19 protein-coding genes are annotated in these 20,029 nt (G+C 65.3%); 11 read left to right on the top strand and 8 right to left on the bottom strand.

Annotated features, from left to right (window positions below):
* Nucleotides 1-94 precede the first annotated feature (94 nt).
* A complete protein-coding gene (locus WN73_RS43620; RefSeq protein WP_028172401.1) occupies nucleotides 95-1,513 on the top strand; it encodes an amidase in 1,419 nt (472 codons plus the stop codon).
* 186 nt (nucleotides 1,514-1,699) lie between these two features.
* On the opposite strand, the gene WN73_RS43615 is transcribed toward WN73_RS43620, so the two are convergent.
* Nucleotides 1,700-2,806 carry an amino acid ABC transporter permease gene (locus tag WN73_RS43615; RefSeq protein WP_011085697.1) on the bottom strand — a complete coding sequence of 369 codons (1,107 nt, stop codon included), beginning with the start codon at nucleotides 2,804-2,806 and terminating at the stop codon, nucleotides 1,700-1,702.
* A 2-nt stretch (nucleotides 2,807-2,808) separates the two neighbouring features.
* On the bottom strand, nucleotides 2,809-3,996 hold the full coding sequence (locus WN73_RS43610) for an amino acid ABC transporter permease (RefSeq protein ID WP_271558401.1): 1,188 nt from the start codon (nucleotides 3,994-3,996) through the stop codon (nucleotides 2,809-2,811).
* Nucleotides 3,997-4,083: 87 nt separating this feature from the next.
* On the opposite strand from WN73_RS43610, the gene WN73_RS43605 reads away from it, so the two are divergent.
* From WN73_RS43605 to WN73_RS43590, 4 genes are read left to right on the top strand one after another with little or no spacing between them, the layout of a single operon-like run.
* Nucleotides 4,084-4,956, top strand: a complete 873-nt coding sequence (locus tag WN73_RS43605; protein ID WP_271558399.1) for a MurR/RpiR family transcriptional regulator — start codon at nucleotides 4,084-4,086, stop codon at nucleotides 4,954-4,956.
* Nucleotides 4,957-4,959: 3 nt separating this feature from the next.
* Nucleotides 4,960-6,309: an aspartate aminotransferase family protein gene (locus tag WN73_RS43600; RefSeq protein ID WP_028172404.1), complete on the top strand. Its 1,350-nt coding sequence runs from the start codon at nucleotides 4,960-4,962 to the stop codon at nucleotides 6,307-6,309.
* Nucleotides 6,310-6,321: 12 nt separating this feature from the next.
* Nucleotides 6,322-7,335: an amino acid ABC transporter substrate-binding protein gene (locus tag WN73_RS43595; protein WP_011085693.1), complete on the top strand. Its 1,014-nt coding sequence runs from the start codon at nucleotides 6,322-6,324 to the stop codon at nucleotides 7,333-7,335.
* A gap of 49 nt (nucleotides 7,336-7,384) precedes the next feature.
* Nucleotides 7,385-8,023 (top strand): aspartate/glutamate racemase family protein, encoded by a 639-nt coding sequence (locus WN73_RS43590; protein WP_028172405.1) that lies wholly within the window; start codon nucleotides 7,385-7,387, stop codon nucleotides 8,021-8,023.
* Here the strand turns inward: WN73_RS43590 and WN73_RS43585 are convergent.
* A complete protein-coding gene (locus tag WN73_RS43585; RefSeq protein WP_028172406.1) occupies nucleotides 8,020-8,667 on the bottom strand; it encodes a TetR/AcrR family transcriptional regulator in 648 nt (215 codons plus the stop codon). The genes WN73_RS43590 and WN73_RS43585 overlap by 4 nt on opposite strands.
* Nucleotides 8,668-8,823: 156 nt before the next feature.
* Between WN73_RS43585 and WN73_RS43580 the strand changes: the two genes are divergently transcribed.
* From WN73_RS43580 to WN73_RS43560, 5 genes are all read left to right on the top strand, one after another.
* Nucleotides 8,824-9,033, top strand: a complete 210-nt coding sequence (locus WN73_RS43580; RefSeq protein WP_018648108.1) for a ferredoxin — start codon at nucleotides 8,824-8,826, stop codon at nucleotides 9,031-9,033.
* 64 nt (nucleotides 9,034-9,097) lie between these two features.
* Nucleotides 9,098-10,318, top strand: coding sequence for a cytochrome P450 (locus WN73_RS43575; protein WP_028172407.1), 1,221 nt, complete (start codon nucleotides 9,098-9,100; stop codon nucleotides 10,316-10,318).
* Between the two features lie 33 nt (nucleotides 10,319-10,351).
* Nucleotides 10,352-11,674: an MFS transporter gene (locus WN73_RS43570; protein ID WP_011085688.1), complete on the top strand. Its 1,323-nt coding sequence runs from the start codon at nucleotides 10,352-10,354 to the stop codon at nucleotides 11,672-11,674.
* A 4-nt stretch (nucleotides 11,675-11,678) separates the two neighbouring features.
* Complete coding sequence (locus WN73_RS43565) at nucleotides 11,679-12,341, top strand: sulfite oxidase-like oxidoreductase (RefSeq protein WP_011085687.1); 663 nt, start codon at nucleotides 11,679-11,681, stop codon at nucleotides 12,339-12,341.
* A 26-nt stretch (nucleotides 12,342-12,367) separates the two neighbouring features.
* Nucleotides 12,368-13,591: a bifunctional alpha/beta hydrolase/OsmC family protein gene (locus WN73_RS43560; RefSeq protein WP_028172408.1), complete on the top strand. Its 1,224-nt coding sequence runs from the start codon at nucleotides 12,368-12,370 to the stop codon at nucleotides 13,589-13,591.
* 9 nt (nucleotides 13,592-13,600) lie between these two features.
* On the opposite strand, the gene pdxR is transcribed toward WN73_RS43560, so the two are convergent.
* On the bottom strand, nucleotides 13,601-15,031 hold the full coding sequence (pdxR, locus tag WN73_RS43555; protein WP_028172409.1) for a MocR-like pyridoxine biosynthesis transcription factor PdxR: 1,431 nt from the start codon (nucleotides 15,029-15,031) through the stop codon (nucleotides 13,601-13,603).
* Between the two features lie 101 nt (nucleotides 15,032-15,132).
* On the opposite strand from pdxR, the gene WN73_RS43550 reads away from it, so the two are divergent.
* The gene (locus WN73_RS43550; RefSeq protein WP_028172410.1) at nucleotides 15,133-16,047 is read left to right on the top strand and encodes a DMT family transporter; all 915 of its coding nucleotides are present in this window, start codon (nucleotides 15,133-15,135) and stop codon (nucleotides 16,045-16,047) included.
* Here the strand turns inward: WN73_RS43550 and WN73_RS43545 are convergent.
* From WN73_RS43545 to paaI, 4 genes are read right to left on the bottom strand one after another with little or no spacing between them, the layout of a single operon-like run.
* A complete protein-coding gene (locus WN73_RS43545) occupies nucleotides 16,026-17,081 on the bottom strand; it encodes a YeeE/YedE family protein (protein ID WP_028172411.1) in 1,056 nt (351 codons plus the stop codon). The two genes, WN73_RS43550 and WN73_RS43545, sit on opposite strands and share 22 nt — an antisense overlap.
* A gap of 2 nt (nucleotides 17,082-17,083) precedes the next feature.
* Nucleotides 17,084-18,088 carry a quinone oxidoreductase family protein gene (locus WN73_RS43540; RefSeq protein ID WP_028172412.1) on the bottom strand — a complete coding sequence of 335 codons (1,005 nt, stop codon included), beginning with the start codon at nucleotides 18,086-18,088 and terminating at the stop codon, nucleotides 17,084-17,086.
* Nucleotides 18,089-18,139: 51 nt separating this feature from the next.
* A complete protein-coding gene (paaK, locus tag WN73_RS43535) occupies nucleotides 18,140-19,471 on the bottom strand; it encodes a phenylacetate--CoA ligase PaaK (protein WP_028172413.1) in 1,332 nt (443 codons plus the stop codon).
* A gap of 32 nt (nucleotides 19,472-19,503) precedes the next feature.
* Nucleotides 19,504-19,953 carry a hydroxyphenylacetyl-CoA thioesterase PaaI gene (gene paaI / locus WN73_RS43530; RefSeq protein WP_028172414.1) on the bottom strand — a complete coding sequence of 150 codons (450 nt, stop codon included), beginning with the start codon at nucleotides 19,951-19,953 and terminating at the stop codon, nucleotides 19,504-19,506.
* Nucleotides 19,954-20,029 lie beyond the last annotated feature (76 nt).

Raw genomic sequence — 20,029 nt, 5'->3', positions numbered from 1 at the left:
GGGGCGATGCAAAGCACCGAACCCGGAACCTCGAGATTCCGGGTTCGCCCTTCGGGCGCCCCGGAATGACAATCAAGAGATAGGAGTAAAATAGTTGTCTCAAGACCTGATCCGCGAAACCGCCCGCACCGTCGTCGACAAGTTGCGTTCCGGCGACGTCTCGCCGCTCGAACTGCTGGATGCGCTGGAGAAGCGCGTCGCTGAGGTCGACGGCAAGGTCAACGCGCTGCCGACGCTGTGCTTCGACCGCGCGCGGGCCAATGCGAAGGCGCTGATGCAGAAGCCGGCCGGTGCGCGCGGGCTGCTCGCTGGCCTGCCGGTGCCGATCAAGGACCTGACCGACGTCGCCGGCGTGCTGAACACGCAGGGTTCGCCGATCTTCAAGGACAACATCCCCGCGAAGTCCGACCTCATGGTCGAGAACCTCGAAACCAACGGCGCAGTCGTCTACGCCAAGTCCAACACGCCGGAATTCGGCGCCGGCGCCAACACCTTCAACGAGGTGTTCGGCGCAACTCTCAATCCCTGGGATACGTCCAAGTCCGCCGCCGGCTCCTCAGGCGGCGCGGCGGTGGCGCTTGCGACCGGCATGGCCTGGCTCGCCCAGGGCTCCGACATGGGTGGCAGCCTGCGCAGCCCGGCGGCGTTCTGCGGCGTCGTCGGAATGCGGCCGAGCATCGGCCGCGTCGCCCATACCCCCAAATCGGCGATTGATCGCAATCTCGGCGTGGTGGGCCCGATGGCACGCAACGTCGAGGATCTCGCCCTGCTGCTGGATGCCATGAGCGGCGACTATGCGGACGATCCGCTGTCGCTACCTGCGCCTACGACGTCGTTCCTGTCGACGACACAGGCGGGCAAGAAGCCGAAGCGCATTGCCTATTCACCCGATCTCGGTATCACGCCCGTCGATCCTGAGGTGAAAGCCATCACACGCAAGGCCGCTGAACGCTTTGCCGAGGCCGGCGCCATCGTCGAGGAGGCCCATCCCGACTGGCGCGAGGCGCATGAATGCTTCCACGTGCTGCGCGCGTTCGATTTCGCCATCACCAAGGCCAATCTGCTGCGCACCAAGCGCGACCTGCTCAAGCCCGAGGTGATCTGGAACATCGAGGAAGGCCTCAAGCTCACCGTCGAGCAGCTCGCGCGCGCCGAGGCGCAACGCGTCGGCATGACTGCACGCGCGGTGGAGTTCTTCAAGACCTACGATCTCCTGCTGGTGCCGACGACGATCGTGCCGCCCTTTCCGATCGAAGACCGCTATGTCGCCGAATGCGCGGGCAAGAGGTTCGACAACTACGTCGAGTGGCTCGGCATCGTCTACGCCATCACGCTAGCGTGCTGCCCGTCGCTGTCGCTGCCCTGCGGCTTCACGGCGTCAGGCCTGCCGGTCGGCGTCCAGGTGGTGGGAGCCCCCCGCGCTGATGCACAAGTGCTCGCGGGAGCGAAGGTTCTGGAGGATATTCTGGGCCTGCGCGGCACGACGCCGATTGATCCGAAGGTGAAGAAGTAGCACGATCTACAACGCGTACTCGGTAGTTCCCCTCTCCCCTCGTGGGAGAGGGTGGCTCGCCGCAAAGCGGCGAGACGGGAGGGTATCTCTCCGCGAGCGACTCCCTCACCGTCCGAACTCGAGGATAGAACCCCTCATCCGGCGCTTCGCGCCACCTTCTCCCACAAGGGGAGAAGGAAGATCACCTCACCGTCCGCTTGCCGCCTCCAGGCCGCGGCTATAGCGCGACATCGCAAAGCAGAACACAAAATAGATCGCGGCGACGAAGATGTAGACTTCGACCGAGAACTGCTGCCAGGCCGGATCGATGATCGCCGTCTTGGCCGTCGTCAGCAGGTCGAAGATGCCGATGATGAGGACGAGGCTGGTGTCCTTGAAGAAGGCAATGAAGGTGTTGACCAGCGGCGGGATGACGTGGCGGATCGCCTGCGGCAGGACGATCAGCCGGTGCTTGCGCCAATAGGACAGCCCCAGCGCCTCGGCGGCCTCGTATTGTCCGCGCGGCACGGCCTGAAGGCCGCCGCGAATGACTTCGGCAAGGTAAGCGCCCGCAAACAGGATGATCGCGATCTGCGCACGCAGCAGCTTGTCGATGTTGAAGCCGCTGGGCATGAACAGCGGAAACATCACGCTCGCCATGAACAGCAGGCTGACCAACGGCACGCCGCGGATCAGCTCGACATAGAGCACGCTGAGCGAGCGGATCGCCGGCAGCTTTGAGCGCCGGCCGAGCGCGACGAGGATACCGAGCGGGAAGCCGAAGGCGAGACCGAAGGTCGCCAGGATCAGCGTCACCGGCAGTCCGCCCCAGCGGTCCTGCGACACGAAGGACAGGCCGAACACGCCTCCCCACATCAGCACGCTGATCAGCGCCAGCACACCGATCCAGAGATAGACCAGCTCGCGCCGCCAGAAAGCACGGCGGCTGGAGAGATAGAACAGCGCGATGAACAGCACCACCGACAGCGCCGGCCGCCATTGCTCGTCGAACGGATAGGTGCCGAACAGGATGAACCGATATTTCTCGGGGATGATCGCCCAGCAGGCGCCGAAGCCGCGGACGGCACGGCACGCGCTGGAATCGTTCGCGGGCGTCAGCCACACTGCATTCGCGATGCCCCACTGCACGAAGCTGAAGATGCCCTTGGCGAGGATCGCCAGCAGCACGACCGACAGAATGCCGTTGGGGATCGACGAGAACAAATTGGTGCGCAGCCAGCGCAGCACCGGATTTCCCATCTGCGGGCGGCGCGCGGCGCGCGGTGCATCCGGACTATCGGTGATCGCCGTCATGCTCAGCGCTCCACCAGCGCGATACGCGCGTTGTACCAGTTCATGAAGAAGCTGATGCCGAGGCTGATGGTCAAGAACACCGCCATGATCAGCGCGATCGCCTCGATCGCCTGCCCGGTCTGGTTCAGCGTGGTGTTGGCGACCGAGACCACGTCCTGGTAGCCGATCGCGACCGCGAGCGAGGAGTTCTTGGTCAGGTTGAGGTATTGGCTCGTCATCGGCGGCACGATGACGCGGAGCGCCTGCGGCAGGATGATCTGCCGCAGCATGAAGCTGCGGCGCAGGCCGAGCGCGTTGGCGGCATCCCACTGCCCGCGCGGCACCGACTGGATGCCGCTGCGCACGATCTCGGCGATGAAGGCCGAGGTGTAGGTGACGAGCGCGATCAGGAGCGCAAAATATTCCGGCGCCAGCGTCAACCCGCCGACGAAGTTGAAGCCGCGCAGCTCGGGCCATTCGATCGCCCAGGGCACACCTAGCAGCACCGACACTGCCGCCGGCAGCATGACGATCAGGCCGAGCGCAAACGGCCATGCTGGCCGCGGCTTGCCGTCCCGCATCTGCTGCGCGATCTGCCATCGTCTGAAGACGTAGAATACGGCGCAGCCCAGCGCGGCGGTGCCGAGCACCCAGAGTTGCGGCGCCCCGATCGGGATCGCCGGCAGGATCAGGCCGCGATTGGAGAGGAACACTCCCTCGAGCGGCCGGAACGCCGCGCGCGCGGCCGGCAGCCCCTGCATCAGCACGTACCAGAACAGGAGCTGAAGCAGCAGCGGGATGTCGCGGAGCGTCTCGACATAGACGGCGGCGAGCCGCGACAGCAGCCAGTTGGCCGACAGCCGCGAGATCCCGATCAGCGTGCCCAGGATGGTCGCAAGCACGATGCCGATCACTGCGACGCGCAGAGTGTTGGCGATCCCGACGACGAAAGCCCAGAGGTAGGTGTCGCGCGGATTGTAGGCGAGCAGGCTGTCGGCGATCGGCATGCCCGCTTCGCGGCCGAGAAAGGCAAAGCCCGTGGTGATCCGGCGAGCGGAGAGATTGGTGACGGTGTTGGACCAGAGGAAGGCGATCACCCCGACCGCGATCCCGACCACCAGAACCTGCCAGAACAGGCCTTTCAGCTCCCGTTGTCCGAAGGCGCCGAACAAGCGGCGGCGCGGCGGCGGTCTCGGACCATCTGATGTCACAGCGCAAAAATCCTTCTCAAAAGCAACGATTTCCGGCGGCGCACGTCAACTGTTGCACCAAAAGCCAATTCATGCAACAAATGTTTCATGGCCGAGCCCGCGAAATCCTCGCCGCTGAGCGAACTGCGCATTGCATTGCCATCGCTCCCGATGCGCTTGCAGGAGGTCGGACGCTTCGTCGCCGCCAATGATTACGACGCCACCACCCGCTCGATGCGCGATCTCGCGGCCGTTGCCGGCGCCGATCCCGCCGCGTTCACGCGGCTTGCAAAAGCCATCGGCTATTCCGGCTGGGACGCGTTGCGCGCGGCGCTGACCGAGGCACGGCGGCCATCGCAGACCTCGCCCTTCTCCGGCCGTGCCAAGAGCCGGCGTCATGGTCCGCACGCCGACGTCGCGCTCGTTATCGACAAGCTCGAGGCCGAGGCCGCCGGCCTTCCGCGCATTCCGGCGCAGCCGATTGCAGAGGCGGCCGGCGCGCTGCACGACGCCAAGCGGATCTGGATCGCGGGCTATCGCAGCTGCCGCAGCGTCGCGGAACTTCTGAACTACGAACTGCGGCTATTTCGCCCCGAACAGGTGCAACTCGTCGGCGCGTCCGGTCCTGACGATCTGGATCTTGGCGCCTTCCGCCCCGGCGAGGCCGTCATCGTCATCGGCTTCCTGCCCTACACGCACGCAAGCGTCCGGGTCGCGCAGGCCGCCTATCGTGCCGGCGCGACGCTGATTGCGATCGCCGATAGCGTATCAGCACCGATGGCCGAGGGCGCCGACCATGTGCTGCTGTTCGAGGCAGCCTCTTCCCCGGGCTTTTTCCCAAGCCTCACCGGCGCGATCGCGATTGCACAGTCGCTTGCCGCGGTGACGTTCTCGCTCGGCGGCATCGCCGCGAAGAAGCGTCTGGAGAATACCGAGGCGCGGCTTGCCGCAGCTACCACCTACGTCTCGGAGAAAGGTTGATCCATGAGCACTCGCACCAGCCGCGTGCTGCACCGCTCGCTACGCGAAACGCCGCCCAAGGCGATCGGCGGCGAAGGCGTCTATCTCTTCGCCGAGGACGGACGGCGCGTCATCGACGCCTCCGGCGGCGCCGCGGTCTCCTGTCTCGGCCACCAGCATCCGCGTGTGATCGCGGCGATGGCGAAGCAGGCGTCGACGCTCGCCTATGCGCACACCGCCTTCTTTTCGTCCGAGCCGGCAGAAGCACTCGCGGAGACGCTGGTCGGGCACGAGCCCGGCGGTCTCGCCTACGCCTATTTCGTCAGCGGCGGATCGGAGGCGATCGAGGCCAGCATCAAGCTCGCGCGGCAATATTTCATCGAGCGCGGCGAGCCGCAGCGACAGCATTTCATCGCGCGGCGGCAGAGCTATCACGGCAATACGCTCGGCGCGCTCGCCGCCGGCGGCAATGCCTGGCGCCGGGCGCCCTATGCGCCGCTGCTGTCAGCCGCCTTCAGCCATGTGACTCCCGCCTTTGCTTATCATGAGAAGCACGACGGCGAGTCGGATGCGCAGTTCGTAGCGCGGCTCGCAGCCGAGCTCGAAGCTGAATTTCAACGGCTCGGTCCCAACACCGTTGCGGCGTTCCTCGCCGAACCCGTCGTCGGCGCCACCGCCGGCGCGGTGACGGCGCCGGACGGTTACTTCAGGGCCGTGCGCGAAATCTGCGACCGGCACGGTGCGCTGCTCATCCTGGATGAAGTCATGTGTGGCATGGGCCGCACCGGCACCACGCACGCCTGGGAGCAGGAAGGTGTCGCGCCCGATATCCAGGCCATCGCGAAAGGACTCGGCGGCGGTTACCAGCCGATCGGCGCGATGCTCGCGAGCGGCAGGATCATCGACACCATCCGGTCAGGCTCGGGCGCCTTCCAGCATGGCCATACCTATCTGGCGCACCCCCTCGCCTGCGCGGCCGCGCTCGCGGTGCAGGATGTGATCCGCGAGGACGGCCTACTCGATCGCGTCAAGGAGCGTGGCAAGCAGCTCGAGCAGCGACTGACCGAGCGCTTCGGCAATCACCGCCATGTCGGCGATATCAGGGGGCGCGGCCTATTCTGGGCGATCGAGCTCGTCGCCGATCGCGCCAGCCGCACCTCGTTCGATCCGGCGCTCAAGCTCAACCAGAAGATCAAGGCGGAGGCCTTCGCCAACGGCCTCGGCTGCTATCCCGGCGGCGGCACCGTGGACGGCGTCCGCGGCGACCACGTGCTGCTGGCACCGCCCTATATCGCATCAGTCGCCGAGATCGACCTGATCGTCGACAAGCTCGGCACCGCCGTCGACAACGTGTTGCGTAGTGTCAATCATTGAGGGGAGAGTAGCATGATGAGGAAAGTAGTTATCGCAGCCGGCGTGCTCGCAGCATCGGCGGTGGCCGCGCAGGCGGCGACGCTCGACACGGTAAAGAGCCGCGGCACGCTGGTGTGCGGCGTCAGCGCAGGTTTTGCCGGCTTCTCGGCGCCGGACTCGCAAGGCAATTACAAGGGCCTCGACGTCGACTATTGCCGCGCGCTTGCGGCCGGCGTGCTGGGCGATGCCAGCAAGGTGCGTTACGTCTCCCTGACAGCGCAGAATCGCTTCACCGCGCTGCAATCGGGCGAGATCGACGTGCTCTACCGCAACTCGACGCAGACCTATTTGCGCGGCGTGACACTGGGCCTGCGCCAGGGCCCGATCAACTTCTACGACGGCCAGGGCTTTGTCGTGAAGAAGGACCTTGGCGTAAAGGACATCAAGGACCTCAAGGGCGCCACGGTCTGCGTCGCGCAGGGTACCACGCACGAGGTTACGCTCGGCGATTACGGCCGCGCCAACGGCATCGACTGGAAGCCGCTGGTGTTCGACCGCGTCGACACCATGTACCAGACCTTCTTCGGCGGCCGCTGCGATGCCATGACCCAGGATGCGTCCGCGCTTGCCGGCGCGGTGACGACCGCAGCGCCCAACCCGGCCGACTACGTCGTGCTGCCGCAGACCATCAGCAAGGAGCCGCTCGGGCCCTTCACCCGCAACGGTGACGAGGTCTGGAGCGACATCATCACCTGGCTGCATTACGGGCTGATCGAGGCCGAAGAGCTCGGCGTCACCCAGGCCAATGTCGATGAGATGGCGAAATCGCAGACGCCGGCGATCCAGCGGCTGCTGGGGGCCTCCGGCGATCTCGGCTCGCGGCTCGGGCTCGACAACAAATGGCTGGTCACGGCGATCAAGGCCACCGGCAATTACGGCGAGATCTATGAGCGCAATGTCGGCAAGGCGAGCCCGCTCAAGCTCGATCGCGGCCTCAACGGCCTCTGGAGCAAGGGCGGCCTGATGTACGCCGTGCCGTTCAAGTAAGGAATTCTCCCTCTCCCCCGTTTAGGGGGAGAGGGAGAAGAGAAATCCCATGCGCATCGCCCTGATCCACGCCCTGAAGCATTCCATTGCCCCGATCGAGGCGGCATTCGCGACAGCGTGGCCCGAGGCGCGACTGATGAACCTGCTCGACGACAGCCTGTCTGCGGATCTCGCGCGCGACGGCCAGCTCACCGACGCCATGACCGAGCGTTTCCTCGCGCTCGGCGACTACGCGGGGGCAACGGGGGCAAACGCGATCCTCTTCACCTGTTCGGCCTTCGGCCCCTGTATCGAGGCGGTGGCGCGCGCCCATGCGCCGATGCCAGTGCTGAAGCCGAACGAAGCGATGATCGAGCGCGCGGTGACGATGGGCAAGCGGATCGGCCTGCTCTCGACCTTCCCGCCGACGCTGGTCTCGATGCCGCCGGAATTCCCCGCTTCGGTCCAGATCGTGCCGAAACTCGCCGAGGGCGCACTGGCGGCGCTCGATCGGGGCGACCGCACCACGCACGATCGGCTGATCGTGGAAGCTTCGCGCGACTTACGCGATTGCGACGTCATTGCGCTCGCGCAGTTCAGCATCGCGGCGACGGCGCCTCTGGTGGCGGAGGCCACCGGCCGCCCGGTCGTGACGACACCGGACAGCGCGATCGAGAAGCTGATGAGGCTGCTGAAAGCCAGCGCTTAGGCGCCCGCCTTCGTCCGGCGCCGTGCATTCTTGATTGCCAGTGCGAGCGCGGCCTTGGTTTCGCTCACAAAATCCTCGACCAACTCCTCGCGCGTCGCATGCGCGGGTTCGCCGGTGAACAGGCCCTGCTCGGCCAGCATCACCACGCCATGCACCGCCGCCCAGATCTTCAGCGCTTGCCGTTCGCGCAAATAACCGACCGCCGGCGATTCCAGGGCTTCGATCACGAGCCCAAGCGTCTCGCGCGTCGCCTCGTGCAGCTCGCTGCCCTTGGCCGCGCATGAGACGGTGCGCGAAGCGAACATCAGGCGGTAGATGCCGTTGCGGCGCAGGCCGAAATCGAGCGTCGCCTGCGCCAGCCTCGACAATTTCGATTGCCTGGACGGCTTTGCCATCGCCTCGCGCAGGATCGCGCTGAGCTGCCGGAACGCCTCCGCCGTCACTGCCGCCAGCAGCGCCTCGCGGTCGGCGAAGTGCCGATAGGGCGCCGGCTGCGAGACGCCGAGTTGCTTTGCCAGCGCCTTGATGCTGATCGCCTCGGCGCCGCCCTGCTCTGCCTCGCGCAACGCGGCCTTGATCAGGGCGTCACGGAGATCGCCATGGTGGTAGGTATTCTCGGGCTTGCGAGCGAGTTGTGAACGCATGTTACGGCAAAGCCTATAAGTTTGCGCTTGACAGGGGAAGCTCGCCGCGAATGTAATAGCATATAACTTAGACCGAGCGGCAAATGCCGCCGATAAAATTGACATGAGGAACGCGGGCCGCCTTTCGCGCGCACGCAAGCGACCAGGGAAGCCGCAATGGCAGAGCGACTGAAGGTTCACGTCGATCCCGACAAATGCCAGGGCCACGCGCGCTGCAAGGCGCTGGCGCCGGAGCTGTTCGAGCTCGACGAATACGGCAACGCGCATGAAGCCGGCGATGGAACTGTCCCGCCGGGACTCGAAGACAAGGCGTGGCTTGCCAAATCCAACTGCCCGGAAATCGCAATCGATGTGATCGAGGAGTAGCGCGGGCGTCCTGTGCGCCCGCGCGCGCGATTCCAGCGACCACCAGCCCGAGGATTCCCCCGACATGTCCGACGTCAGCGAGCCCGTCGCCCATCCGCCTGTCACCGACTGGGTCAACGATTTCGACCACACCGATCCGCAATGGACGGACGATCCGTTTCCGATCTGGGATGAGCTGCGCGCCGCAAGCCCGGTCGTGCACACCGAGCGATTCCTCGGCTGCTACATGCCGACGACCTACGAGGCGGTGCGCGAGATCGCCAACGACACCGAGCATTTCTCCTCGCGCCGCATCATCGTCCGCGACGTGCGGCCGGAGATTGCCAGGAACGCGGCCCCGCCGATCACCTCCGATCCTCCCGTGCACAAGCCGGCCAAGCAGTTGCTGCTGCCGCCCTTCACCCCGGACGCGATGAAGAAGCTCGAGCCGCGGGTCCGTGCCATCTGCAACGAGCTGATCGACGGCTTCATCTCCGACGGCAAGGTCGATGCCGCAGCGCACTACAGCAAATACATCCCGGTTCGGGCCATCGCCCATATGCTCGGCATTCCCGAGAGCGACAGCGACCTCTTCGTGAACTGGATCCACATGATCCTGGAGCTCGGCATCAAGGACGAGACCATGCTGCTCCAGGCCGTGCAGGAGATGAGCGCCTATTTCAGGACGCATATCGAGGAGCGCAGATCGAGGCCGACCGACGATCTCATCTCCTATCTGATGAACGCCAAGGACAAGGAAGGTCAGCCGCTGGAAGAGTCCCACGTGCTGGGCTCACTCCGCCTGCTCCTGATCGCCGGCATCGACACCACCTGGAGCGCGATCGGCTCCTCGCTCTGGCATCTCGCCAGAACGCCGGCCGACCGCGAGCGGCTGATCGCCGAGCCTGGTCTGATCCCGATCGCCGTGGAGGAGCTGCTGCGGGCCTATTCGCCGGTGACCATGGCGCGCGAGGTGGTCAAGGAGACCACGATCTCGGGCTGCCCGGTCAAGGCGGGCAACATGGTGCTGCTGTCCTTCCCGGCCGCCAATCGCGATCCAAAAATGTTTCCGGACGCTGACAAAGTCGTGATCGATCGTCGGGAGAACCGCCACGCCGCGTTCGGTCTCGGTATCCATCGCTGCGTCGGTTCCAACCTTGCGCGGATGGAGATGCAGGTTGCGCTGGAGGAATGGCTGAAGCGGATCCCGGATTTTCGCCTCGATCCGGCAGGCACCGTGACCTGGTCGCAGGGCACGGTGAGAGGCCCCCGGCAGTTGCCATTTCTGCTCGGAAAGGCGATGTAGGCCTCTCCAAACAGGGATAGAGAGAGGCCGGACGTGACAGACCAAGTAATCAAACCGGCCTCCGAGCATTTTGACGTCGCCGACGCCGAGCGGCGGATCAAGGCGATCTTCATCGGCTCGATCGGCAATCTCGTCGAATGGTACGATTTCTACGCCTATACGGCGTTCGCGCTCTATTTCGCCCCGGCCTTCTTCCCCGGCAACGACCCGGTCGTGCAGCAATTGAACGTCGCCGTCGTATTCGCGGCGACCTTCCTGATGCGTCCCCTCGGCGGCTGGTTCTTCGGCTACCTTGCCGACCATTTCGGCCGCCGTATCTCGCTGACGCTGTCCGTCGTCTTCATGTGCTTCGGCTCGCTGATCATCGCGGTGACGCCGACCTATGCCACGATCGGGTTCGCCGCGCCGGCGATCCTGGCGCTCGCCCGCGTGATCGAGGGCCTCAGCCTCGGCGGCGAATATGGCGCCAGCGCCACCTATCTCAGCGAGGTCGCCGATCCCAAGCACCGCGGCTTCTATTCCAGCTTCCAATACGTCACCCTGATCGGCGGTCAGCTCACCGCAATCATCGTGCTGCTGCTCCTGCAAAAGGTCTTCCTGACGCCCGACGAGCTGAAGGCCTGGGGCTGGCGCATCCCGTTTGCGATCGGCGCGGCGCTCGCGATTTTTGCCGCGGTGATGCGGCGCAATCTGCACGAGACTGAGGCCTTCGAGGAAGCCAAAAAGGTGGTGAAGCCGACCGGTTCGATCACCAATTTACTGCGCTACCCACGCGAGCTGCTCCTGGTGGTGGGTCTCACCGCCGGCGGTACCGCCGCGTTCTACACCTTCACCACCTACATGCAGACCTTCGTCAAGCTCTCGGTCGGGCTCACCGAAGACCAGACCACCTTCGTGATCTTCGGCACGCTGATCTTCGCGACCATCCTGCAGCCGATCTACGGTGCGATCTCCGACAAGATCGGCCGCAAGCCGCTGCTGATCTTCTTCGGTGTCGCCGGTACGCTGGCGACCGTGCCGCTGCTGATGACACTGAAGGAGACGAAGTCGCCCTTCATGGCCTTCATCCTGATCTGCTGTGCCTGGCTGTTCGTCGCCGGCTACACCTCGATCAACGCCGTGGTGAAGGCCGAGCTGTTCCCGACCAATGTCCGCGCGCTCGGCGTCGGCCTGCCCTATGCGATCACGGTCTCGATTTTCGGCGGCACGGCACCCGCGATCGCGCTCTACTTCAAGAGCATCGGGCACGAGGAATGGTTCTACTTCTACCTCAGCGGCGTCATCTGCCTGTCGCTGATCATCTATTCCACCATGCGCGACACCAAGCACGCCTCCGCAATGCATCGCCACGAGTAAGCTGATGGCCGACGACAACGAGCCGCCCGACAGCAAGCTGACGCGCACCAAGGAGAAATGGGCGCGCGAGGGCCGCTTCCTCACGGGCAAGATCACGCGTCCGGAAGATCAAAGGCTACCGCCGGGCCAGCACCTCACGAAAGACTGGCCGGTGCTCGACCTCGGAGTCGTGCCACCGGTCTCACGTGATCGCTGGCGGCTCGACGTCTACGGCGCGATCGAACATCCCGTGTTCTGGACCTTCGCCGAGTTCACTGCGCAGAAGCAGGTCCAGTTCACCTCCGACATCCACTGCGTGACGACCTGGTCGCGCTACGACAACCTTTGGGAAGGCCTCGCCACGCACGAGCTGCTCGCGGCCTGCCAGCCGCGCGAGGATGCACGCTTCGTCGTCCTGCATTCCTATGACGGCTACACCACCAACCTCGCGCTGGAAGACTTCGCCGCCGAGGACGCCCTGCTCGCCCATAGCTGGTCCGGCCAGCCGCTGACGGAGGAGCACGGCGGCCCGGTGCGGCTGGTCGTGCCGCATCTCTATTTCTGGAAGAGCGCCAAATGGCTCCAGGCGATCGAATTCCAGACCGAGGACGCACCGGGTTTCTGGGAAGTCCGCGGCTATCATAACCGCGGCGATCCCTGGGCCGAGCAGCGCTATTCAGGCGATTAAGTCCAACCAAGAGACGGGGGAAGGCCATGCCGACGGAACGCTTTCAATTCACCGGCGAAGGCGGCCATCAGCTCGCGGCCGCGCTGGAGCTGCCGGACGGCGAGCCCGCGGCTTTCGCGTTGTTCGCACACTGCTTCACCTGCGGCAAGGACACGCTGGCGGCCAAGCGCATCTCGGTCGCGCTCGCCGCCAAGGGCATCGCGGTGCTGCGTTTCGACTTCACCGGGCTCGGCTCCAGCGAGGGTGATTTCGCCAATTCGACGTTCTCCTCGAACGTCGCCGACCTCGTGCGCGCGGCCGATCATCTGCGTTCGACGCGCAAGGCACCCTCGATCCTGATCGGCCATAGCCTCGGCGGCGCTGCGATTCTGGCCGCGGCCAGCAAAGTTCCCGAGGCGAAAGCGGTGGTGACCATTGCAGCGCCATCTGACCCCACCCACGTCACCGGCCTGTTCAGGGAACATGTTGACGCGATCCGCGCACAGGGCGAGGTCGAAGTGTCGCTTGCCGGGCGTCCATTCCGTATCAAGCGCGAATTCCTCGAAGACATCGCCGAGCATGAGCTGATGAAGGACGTCACCGGCCTGCACAAGGCGCTGCTGGTGATGCACTCGCCGCTCGACGATACCGTGGGCATCGACAATGCGACCAAGCTCTTCGTCGCGGCCAAGCATCCCAAGAGCTTCGTCTCGCTCGACCACGCCGACCATCTCCTCACCAGGCCGGCCGACGCGCTCTATGCGGCCGACGTGATCGCGGCTTGGGCAAGCCGGTATATCGACGCCGCAAAGCCTGCCAAAGCGATGGATCTCACGGAGGCGCCGCGCAAGGTCGTGGTTCAGGAGACCCGCAAGAGCAAGTTCAACCAGATCATTTCCATCGGCCCGCATCGCCTCGTGGCGGACGAGCCGGTCGCCGCCGGCGGCGAGGATGCCGGACCTGGACCTTACGATTTCCTGCTCGCAGGCTTAGGTGCCTGCACCTCCATGACCATGCGCCTGTATGCCGACCGTAAATCGCTGCCCCTCGACCGCGTCACGGTCACGCTGAAACATTCCAAGATCTACGCCAGGGATTGTGCGGAATGCGAGACGCGCGAGGGCATGCTCGACCAGATCGAGCGCGACATCGCGATGGACGGTGCGCTCGACGCCGAGCAGCGCAAGAAGCTGATGGAGATCGCCGACAAGTGCCCGGTGCACCGCACTCTGACCTCCGAGATCCGCATCGTGACCAAGGCCATGGACTAACGCGGCGCGCTAGAAGCACGATGCCATCGTCCGCACGGCGGCGCTGATCTCGTTCTCGCGCCATGCTGCAAAGCCGAGCAGCAGGCCGTGATCGCGCGGCCGGCCGAGCGCAAGGCTGGACAAGGCGCGCGTTTCAACCCCCGCTGCGACCAGCCGCTTGACCGCGGCCTGATCAGCGCGACCGCGCTTGAGGCGCGCGACCAGCTGGATGCCGCCCGAGGGCACCTCGGCCGTAAGCACCTCGCCAAGATGGCGCTCCAGTCCCTCGACGAGATGATCGCGGCGCGCGTGATAGAGCCGGCGCATCCGGCGCAGATGCGCGAGAAAATGCCCGTCGGCAATGAACTCGGCCAGCGCTTCCTGGACATGGCTGGCGGCGATCAGCCCGATATGCCGCTGCGCGATCTCCAGGGCGCTGACCAGCGCCGGCGGCACCACGAGATAGCCGAGCCGGATATCCGACGTCATCGCCTTCGAGAACGTGCCGACATAGAACACGCGGCCATGGGTATCGAGCCCCTGCAAGGCCGGCACCGGCCGGCTGTCATAGTGGAATTCGCCGTCGTAATCGTCCTCCACGATCCAGGTCTTGCCGGGCCTGCTCAAGCCAAGAAACTCAGTGCGGCGGGCCAGCGACATCAGCCGCCCGGTCGGATGCTGGTGCGATGGCGTCATGAAGATCAGCGTTGGAGCCGCGACACCAGGCATCCGCTGCATGCCCTGCTCGTCCAGCCTGATGCCGGTCACGCGCGCGCCGGAGGCACGAAAGGCAGCCGCGGCGCCGGGATAGCCGGGATCCTCGACCCAGACCTCGTCACCTTGCGTGATGACGACAGCCGCGATCAAAGTGAGCGCGGCCTGTGCGCTCGGCAGGATCATGATCTGGTCCGCGGTGGCGCGAACGCCTCTGCTGGTCGCCAGATAATGCGCCAGCGCCTCGCGCAAGCGCGGCCGGTTGACGGGGCCGAGATCGCGCCTGGCCGCACGCACGGCGCTGCGGCGCAGACAGCGAGCCCAGACCTCGTTCGGAAACTCCCTGAAATCACCTTGCCCAGGGCGCAACGGTTTTAGCTGCGCCAGATAGGACATCGGCCAGTCCGCCTGCTTGAGCTTCGAGGCCCAGGGAGAGAGGCGCGGCGTGCCCGAGCGGACACCTGATGTCGCGGCGCCAGCTGCTTCGATACGCTCACCGCCGTCGACCGTCACGACCGGGCGCCGCCCGTGCGACGCAGCCAAATACCCTTCGGCGGCAAGCTGCTCGAACGCATAGGTCACGGTGTTGCGCGAGACCCCGAGATCGCTCGCAAGCTGTCGGCTCGACGGCAGCCCGCGGCCCTTGCCGATGCGGCCGCTTCCGATCAGCTCCCTGAGCTGGCTCGTCAGTTGAGCCATCAGCCCTTCCTCACCGGTCCGCTTCAACTCGATCAAGCCGGCGATCATCTCTTCTGAAACTGGCACCTTATTCCTTCTCGATCTGGCACTTTTCCAGGTGCCAGCCCGGATGCTATCCGCGAGGCCAGACTGCTTCAAGGACCTCCGAGATGAACTCCCTGTCACCCCGCGCGGCCGTCGGCCTGTTCCTGATCGTCCTGCTGGCCTGGGGTGTGAACTGGTCGGTGACGAAGCAGCTCGTCCAGTTCCTTTCGCCTCTGTGGACTTCGGCGATCCGCAGCTGGATCGCCCTGGCTGCCTTGTTCGTGATCCTTGGACTGAGCAACAATCTCGTGATCCCGGAGCGGCGCGACATTCCGGTGGTTCTCAGCGTGGCACTTCTGCACATGACGGTGTTCTCGGTCCTGGTTGCGGCCGGTGTGCGCTTTCTGCCCGCGGGCAAGGCCGTCGCGCTCGGCTACACCACGCCGCTCTGGGTCGCGATCGCCGCGCCCCTGATCGGGAAGGACACGCTGACCGCGCCAAAGGTCGCCGGCGCCCTGCTCGGACTGATTGGCCTTGCCGTGATCCTGAACCCGACGTCGATCGACTGGACCAATGGCAACGTCATGCTCGGCGCCGGCATGGTCATCCTGGCCGCGATCTGCTGGGCCGCGAACATCATCTATATTCGCGCGCATCGCTGGCTCGCCTCCCCGCTTCAGCTCCTGATCTGGCAGGTGTTGGTGGCAACGGTGGTGCTGTCGATCACCGCGGCAATCGTGGATGGCATACCGCACGTAAATTGGTCGTGGAGGCTCGTGCTGCTGTTCCTCTATTCCGGCCTGATCGGGACGGCGCTTGCCTATTGGGCGATGTCGATGGTCAACAAGAGCATCTCGGCGCTGACGACGTCGCTCGGCACCACGGCGACGCCACTCGTCGGCATCGCCAGTGCGGCGGTCCTGCTGGGCGAGCCGATCGACTTGAGCCTTGCTGTCGCGGCCGGACTGATCGTCGCCGGCATCGGCCTGGCAACGCTCGGGGATCGCCTGCTGCGCAGTCAGGCCATCGCGAAAGGTTGAACGCGAAGCGCGCCGCGCAGGCCCGCTGTCGTGCCGAGCAGGATGCCGGCGAGCGCAACGAACGAGCCCAGCGCCAGCGTCGACACGCCGGTAAGCCCCTGTCCGATCGAGCAGCCGAACGCCATCACACCGCCGATCCCCATCAGCGCGGCGCCGCCCGCCGAGCGCAGCATATGGCGCGGCGATGAATAGCCTTCGAGCTTGAAGCGGCCAGTAGCGAGTGCCGTCACCAGACTGCCGGCGAAGACGCCGGCAACCGTCGCGACGCCGAAATTGAGCGTCAGGCCGGTCGATAGCATGGCATATTGCAGGGCATCTGCGATCGGCGCGACGAAGGTGAGCGAGGTCACCGGGACGGGATTGAAGTCGTCGGCGCCAAGATAGCCGGTGACGAACCAGCCGCCGGCGACGAGGACGCCGACGATGATTCCTGCCGCGATCTGGCCGGGCGAACGGCGGAATGTCGGTTGGGCGAACGCAAACAGGGTCAACGCGACGACGATCACGGCAGCGGCAATCGCGCGCGAGAGAGCCTCAGAGGGACCGAACGCCGCCAGCAGCGACGGCAGCGAATTCGTGTTGACCGTGGCTTGCGAGGCCTGGACCAGCGCAATGCGCGCCGGTGCAACCAGGCCCTTGAGCGTCATCTGCGCGGCGATGGCGAGCACGATCACCACCACGAAGGAACGGAGATTGCCGCGGCCGAGCAGCACCAGAGCGCGCGAGCCGCAGCCGTTCGACAGCACCATGCCGTAGCCGAACAGCAGGCCACCGAGGAACAGCACCGGCGCCGAGAAGGATTGTTGCAGGTAGATCGACTTGCCGAGATCGACGGCGCCGCTGCCGGCCAGGAGCTGGCTTGCGGCGATCGCGACAGCGATCGCCAGCGCATAGGACCGCACCAGCCGGCCGTCTCCTTCCGCCAGAAGGCCGCGCATGCTGCTCATCAGGCAGAAGCCGCTCAGCAGACCCACGGCGCCGTAGATCAGGCCGATGACGAGGCCGGCGAGGATGACGAGTTGCGTGGATTCCATCGTCACGGCTTCAGGATCACGCGGTCACGCGAGGAGCCAGCGACCGCGACATAGGCTTCCTTGGCGCGCTCCAGCGGATAGACGGCGTTCGCCTTGATCGGAAACGGTTTGAGGTGCCCGCCCGCAAAGCCGGGGCCGAGGTCACGCAGCACCGCACCAGTCGCCGTCGAGGACAAGCCGAGCGTGTCGATTCCGACGTAAGTGTGCTGGCCTCTGTAGAATTCGAGAATGTTGAACTGCACGATGCGGTCGATCGCGGCGATCAGGATCTGGCGGCCGCGCAAGGCGAGCGACTTGTGCGCGGCCTGGAAATAGGGATCGCCGACCGTGTTGAAGACGATGTCGGCGCCCTTCCCGGCGGTCACGTCGCGCACCCGCGTGGCGACATCGGTCGCGGAGGCATCGATCACCTCGATGGACGCGTTGCTATGGCCTTCATAGGTCTCGGCCTTGCGCACCACGCCGATGACGCGCGCGCCCTGCCAGGTCGCGATCTGCACCGCGGCCTGGCCGACCTTGCCATTGACGCCCAACACCAGAACGGTCTCGCCGGCCTTCGGCACGCCGGCGCGGCGAAAGCCCTCCATCGCGGTGACAAAGGGAACGCCGATGCCGGCAGCCTCCTCCCAGGACACCGTCCTGGGTTTCTCCACGACAGCATCGGCCTCGACGACGAGATGGGTTGCGTGGGTGCCGTCGCGGCGGATACCGAGATCGCCGGAGGAACCGAACACCTCGCGGCCGACCGTGCCGGCCGGTCCATCGATCACCACGCCGGCGTAGTCGCGGCCCGGCGTGCGCGGAAACACGGCATAGGGCATCAGCCCGGTCGCGGCCTTGACGTCGGACGGATTGACGGCAGCCGCCTTCACCTCGATCAGGAGATCGTTTGGCCCCCGCGTGATCGTCTGACGCTCGACAACCGGCGCAAGCGCGGCCGCGTTCTCGGCCTTGGCATTGAGGCGCACACAGCGCGCTTGGACGGCTTTGGGATCGGCTGGCGACATGGAAAGACCCGCGATTTCTCGCGGGCCTTGTCGCCCTTACGGGTGGTCAAGTCAATCCTTCGGGCGCTTGTCGTAGAGCCGCCTGGCCTTGCCGAGCGAGCGCTCGAGCGTGGCGGGCGCAACCACCCGCACGTTGGAGCTGATGCCGATCGTGTTCTTGATGTGGGTCGAGATCCGGTCGGCATGGTCGACGAGGCCGCGGCCGTCCCAGCTCTCGGGCCGCGCCTCGGCAATGATGGTCAGTTCGTCCATGCGGCCTTCGCGGGTCAATTCGAGGATGAAGTGGCCGCCGCACCAGTCGGTGGCCAGCAGCACCTCCTCGATCTGGGTCGGGAACAGATTGACGCCGCGCAGGATGATCATGTCGTCCGAGCGGCCCGTTACCTTCTCCATCCGCCGCATGCCCGGCCGCGCCGTGCCCGGCAACAGCCGCGTCAGGTCGCGGGTGCGATAGCGGATCACCGGAAAACCTTCCTTGGTGAGCGAGGTGAACACCAGCTCGCCCTTCTCGCCATCTGGCAGCACCGCGCCCGTCTCGGGGTCGATCACTTCGGGATAGAAATGGTCCTCCCAGATGTGCAGGCCGTCCTTGGTCTCGATGCATTCCTGCGCGACGCCGGGACCGATCACCTCGGAGAGGCCATAGATGTCGGTCGCATCCATGTCGAAGGCGTCCTCGATCTCGCCGCGCATCGCATTGGTCCAGGGCTCGGCGCCGAAGATGCCGACCTTGAGCGAACACTGGCGTGGATCCAGCTTCTGGCGCTTGAACTCGTCGAAAATCGCCAGCATGTAGCTCGGCGTCACCGTGATGATGTCGGGGCGGAAATCGTTGATGAGCTGCACCTGCCGCTCGGTCATGCCGCCGGAGATCGGCACTACCGTGCAGCCGAGCTTTTCGGCACCGTAGTGCACGCCAAGCCCGCCGGTGAAGAGGCCGTATCCGTAGGCGTTGTGGATGATCATGCCGGTGCGGCCGCCGGCAGCGCGGATCGAACGCGCCATGACTTCCGACCAAGTGTCGATATCGCGCTGGGTGTAGCCCACGACGATCGGCTTACCTGTCGTGCCGGAGGAGGCATGCACGCGCACCAGCTTTTCGCGCGGCACAGCGAACATGTTGAAAGGATAATTGTCGCGCAAATCCGTTTTCACCGTGAACGGAAACTTCGCGAGATCGGAGAGCTCGCGAAAGTCGGACGGATGCACGCCGGCCTTGTCGAAGGCCTTGCGATAATGCGCGACGTTGTCGTAGGCGTGCTTCAGCGACCAGCCCAGCCGCTGCTTCTGCAGCGCCATGATCTCGTCACGTGAGGCGCGCTCATACGCATCCATTTCGGCGCGATAGGTGGTGCCACCTTCCTTGAGCCTGGTCAGAGCCATCCTCGTTTCCCCACATTGGTCTGTTCTTTTCTTTATTGGTCGTGTGCCGGCAGCCACGTGCCGGGAATGACGCGCGAATGCCCGCGGAATTCTGCAATAACGGTGTCGCCGGCGGTGACGCGCACATCGTAGATGCCGGAGCGGCCGCTGCGGGTGACCTCTCTTGCCTTCGCGACGAGACGATCGCCGAGCCTGCCGGGCGTGATGAAGGTGATCTGGCCCTGTGCCGCGACCACGCGCTCATTGTGCGAGTTGCATGCAAACGCAAAGGCGGAATCTGCGAGCGTGAAGATGAAGCCGCCATGGGCGATGCGCTGGCCATTGACCATGTCCGGCCGCACCGCCATGGCCAGCGTCGCGAAGCCCGGGCCGATTTCGACGATCTCCATGCCGAGACCTTTGGAGGCATCGTCCTCCGCCCACATCGCATCGGCGCAGGCGCGGGCAATATCCTCAGGCGACAGGGCGGCTTTGACGTTCACGCGCTTCTCCCGGTCAATTTCCTGCACATGATGTTCTGCTGGTTGGTTCGAGCTGTCAAATAATGCGACGCATTTG

The sequence above is a fragment of the Bradyrhizobium sp. CCBAU 45394 genome (assembly GCF_028128655.1).
GTDB classification, from domain to species: Bacteria; Pseudomonadota; Alphaproteobacteria; order Rhizobiales; family Xanthobacteraceae; genus Bradyrhizobium; species Bradyrhizobium diazoefficiens.
This window is presented reverse-complemented; position numbering and strand designations above follow the sequence as displayed.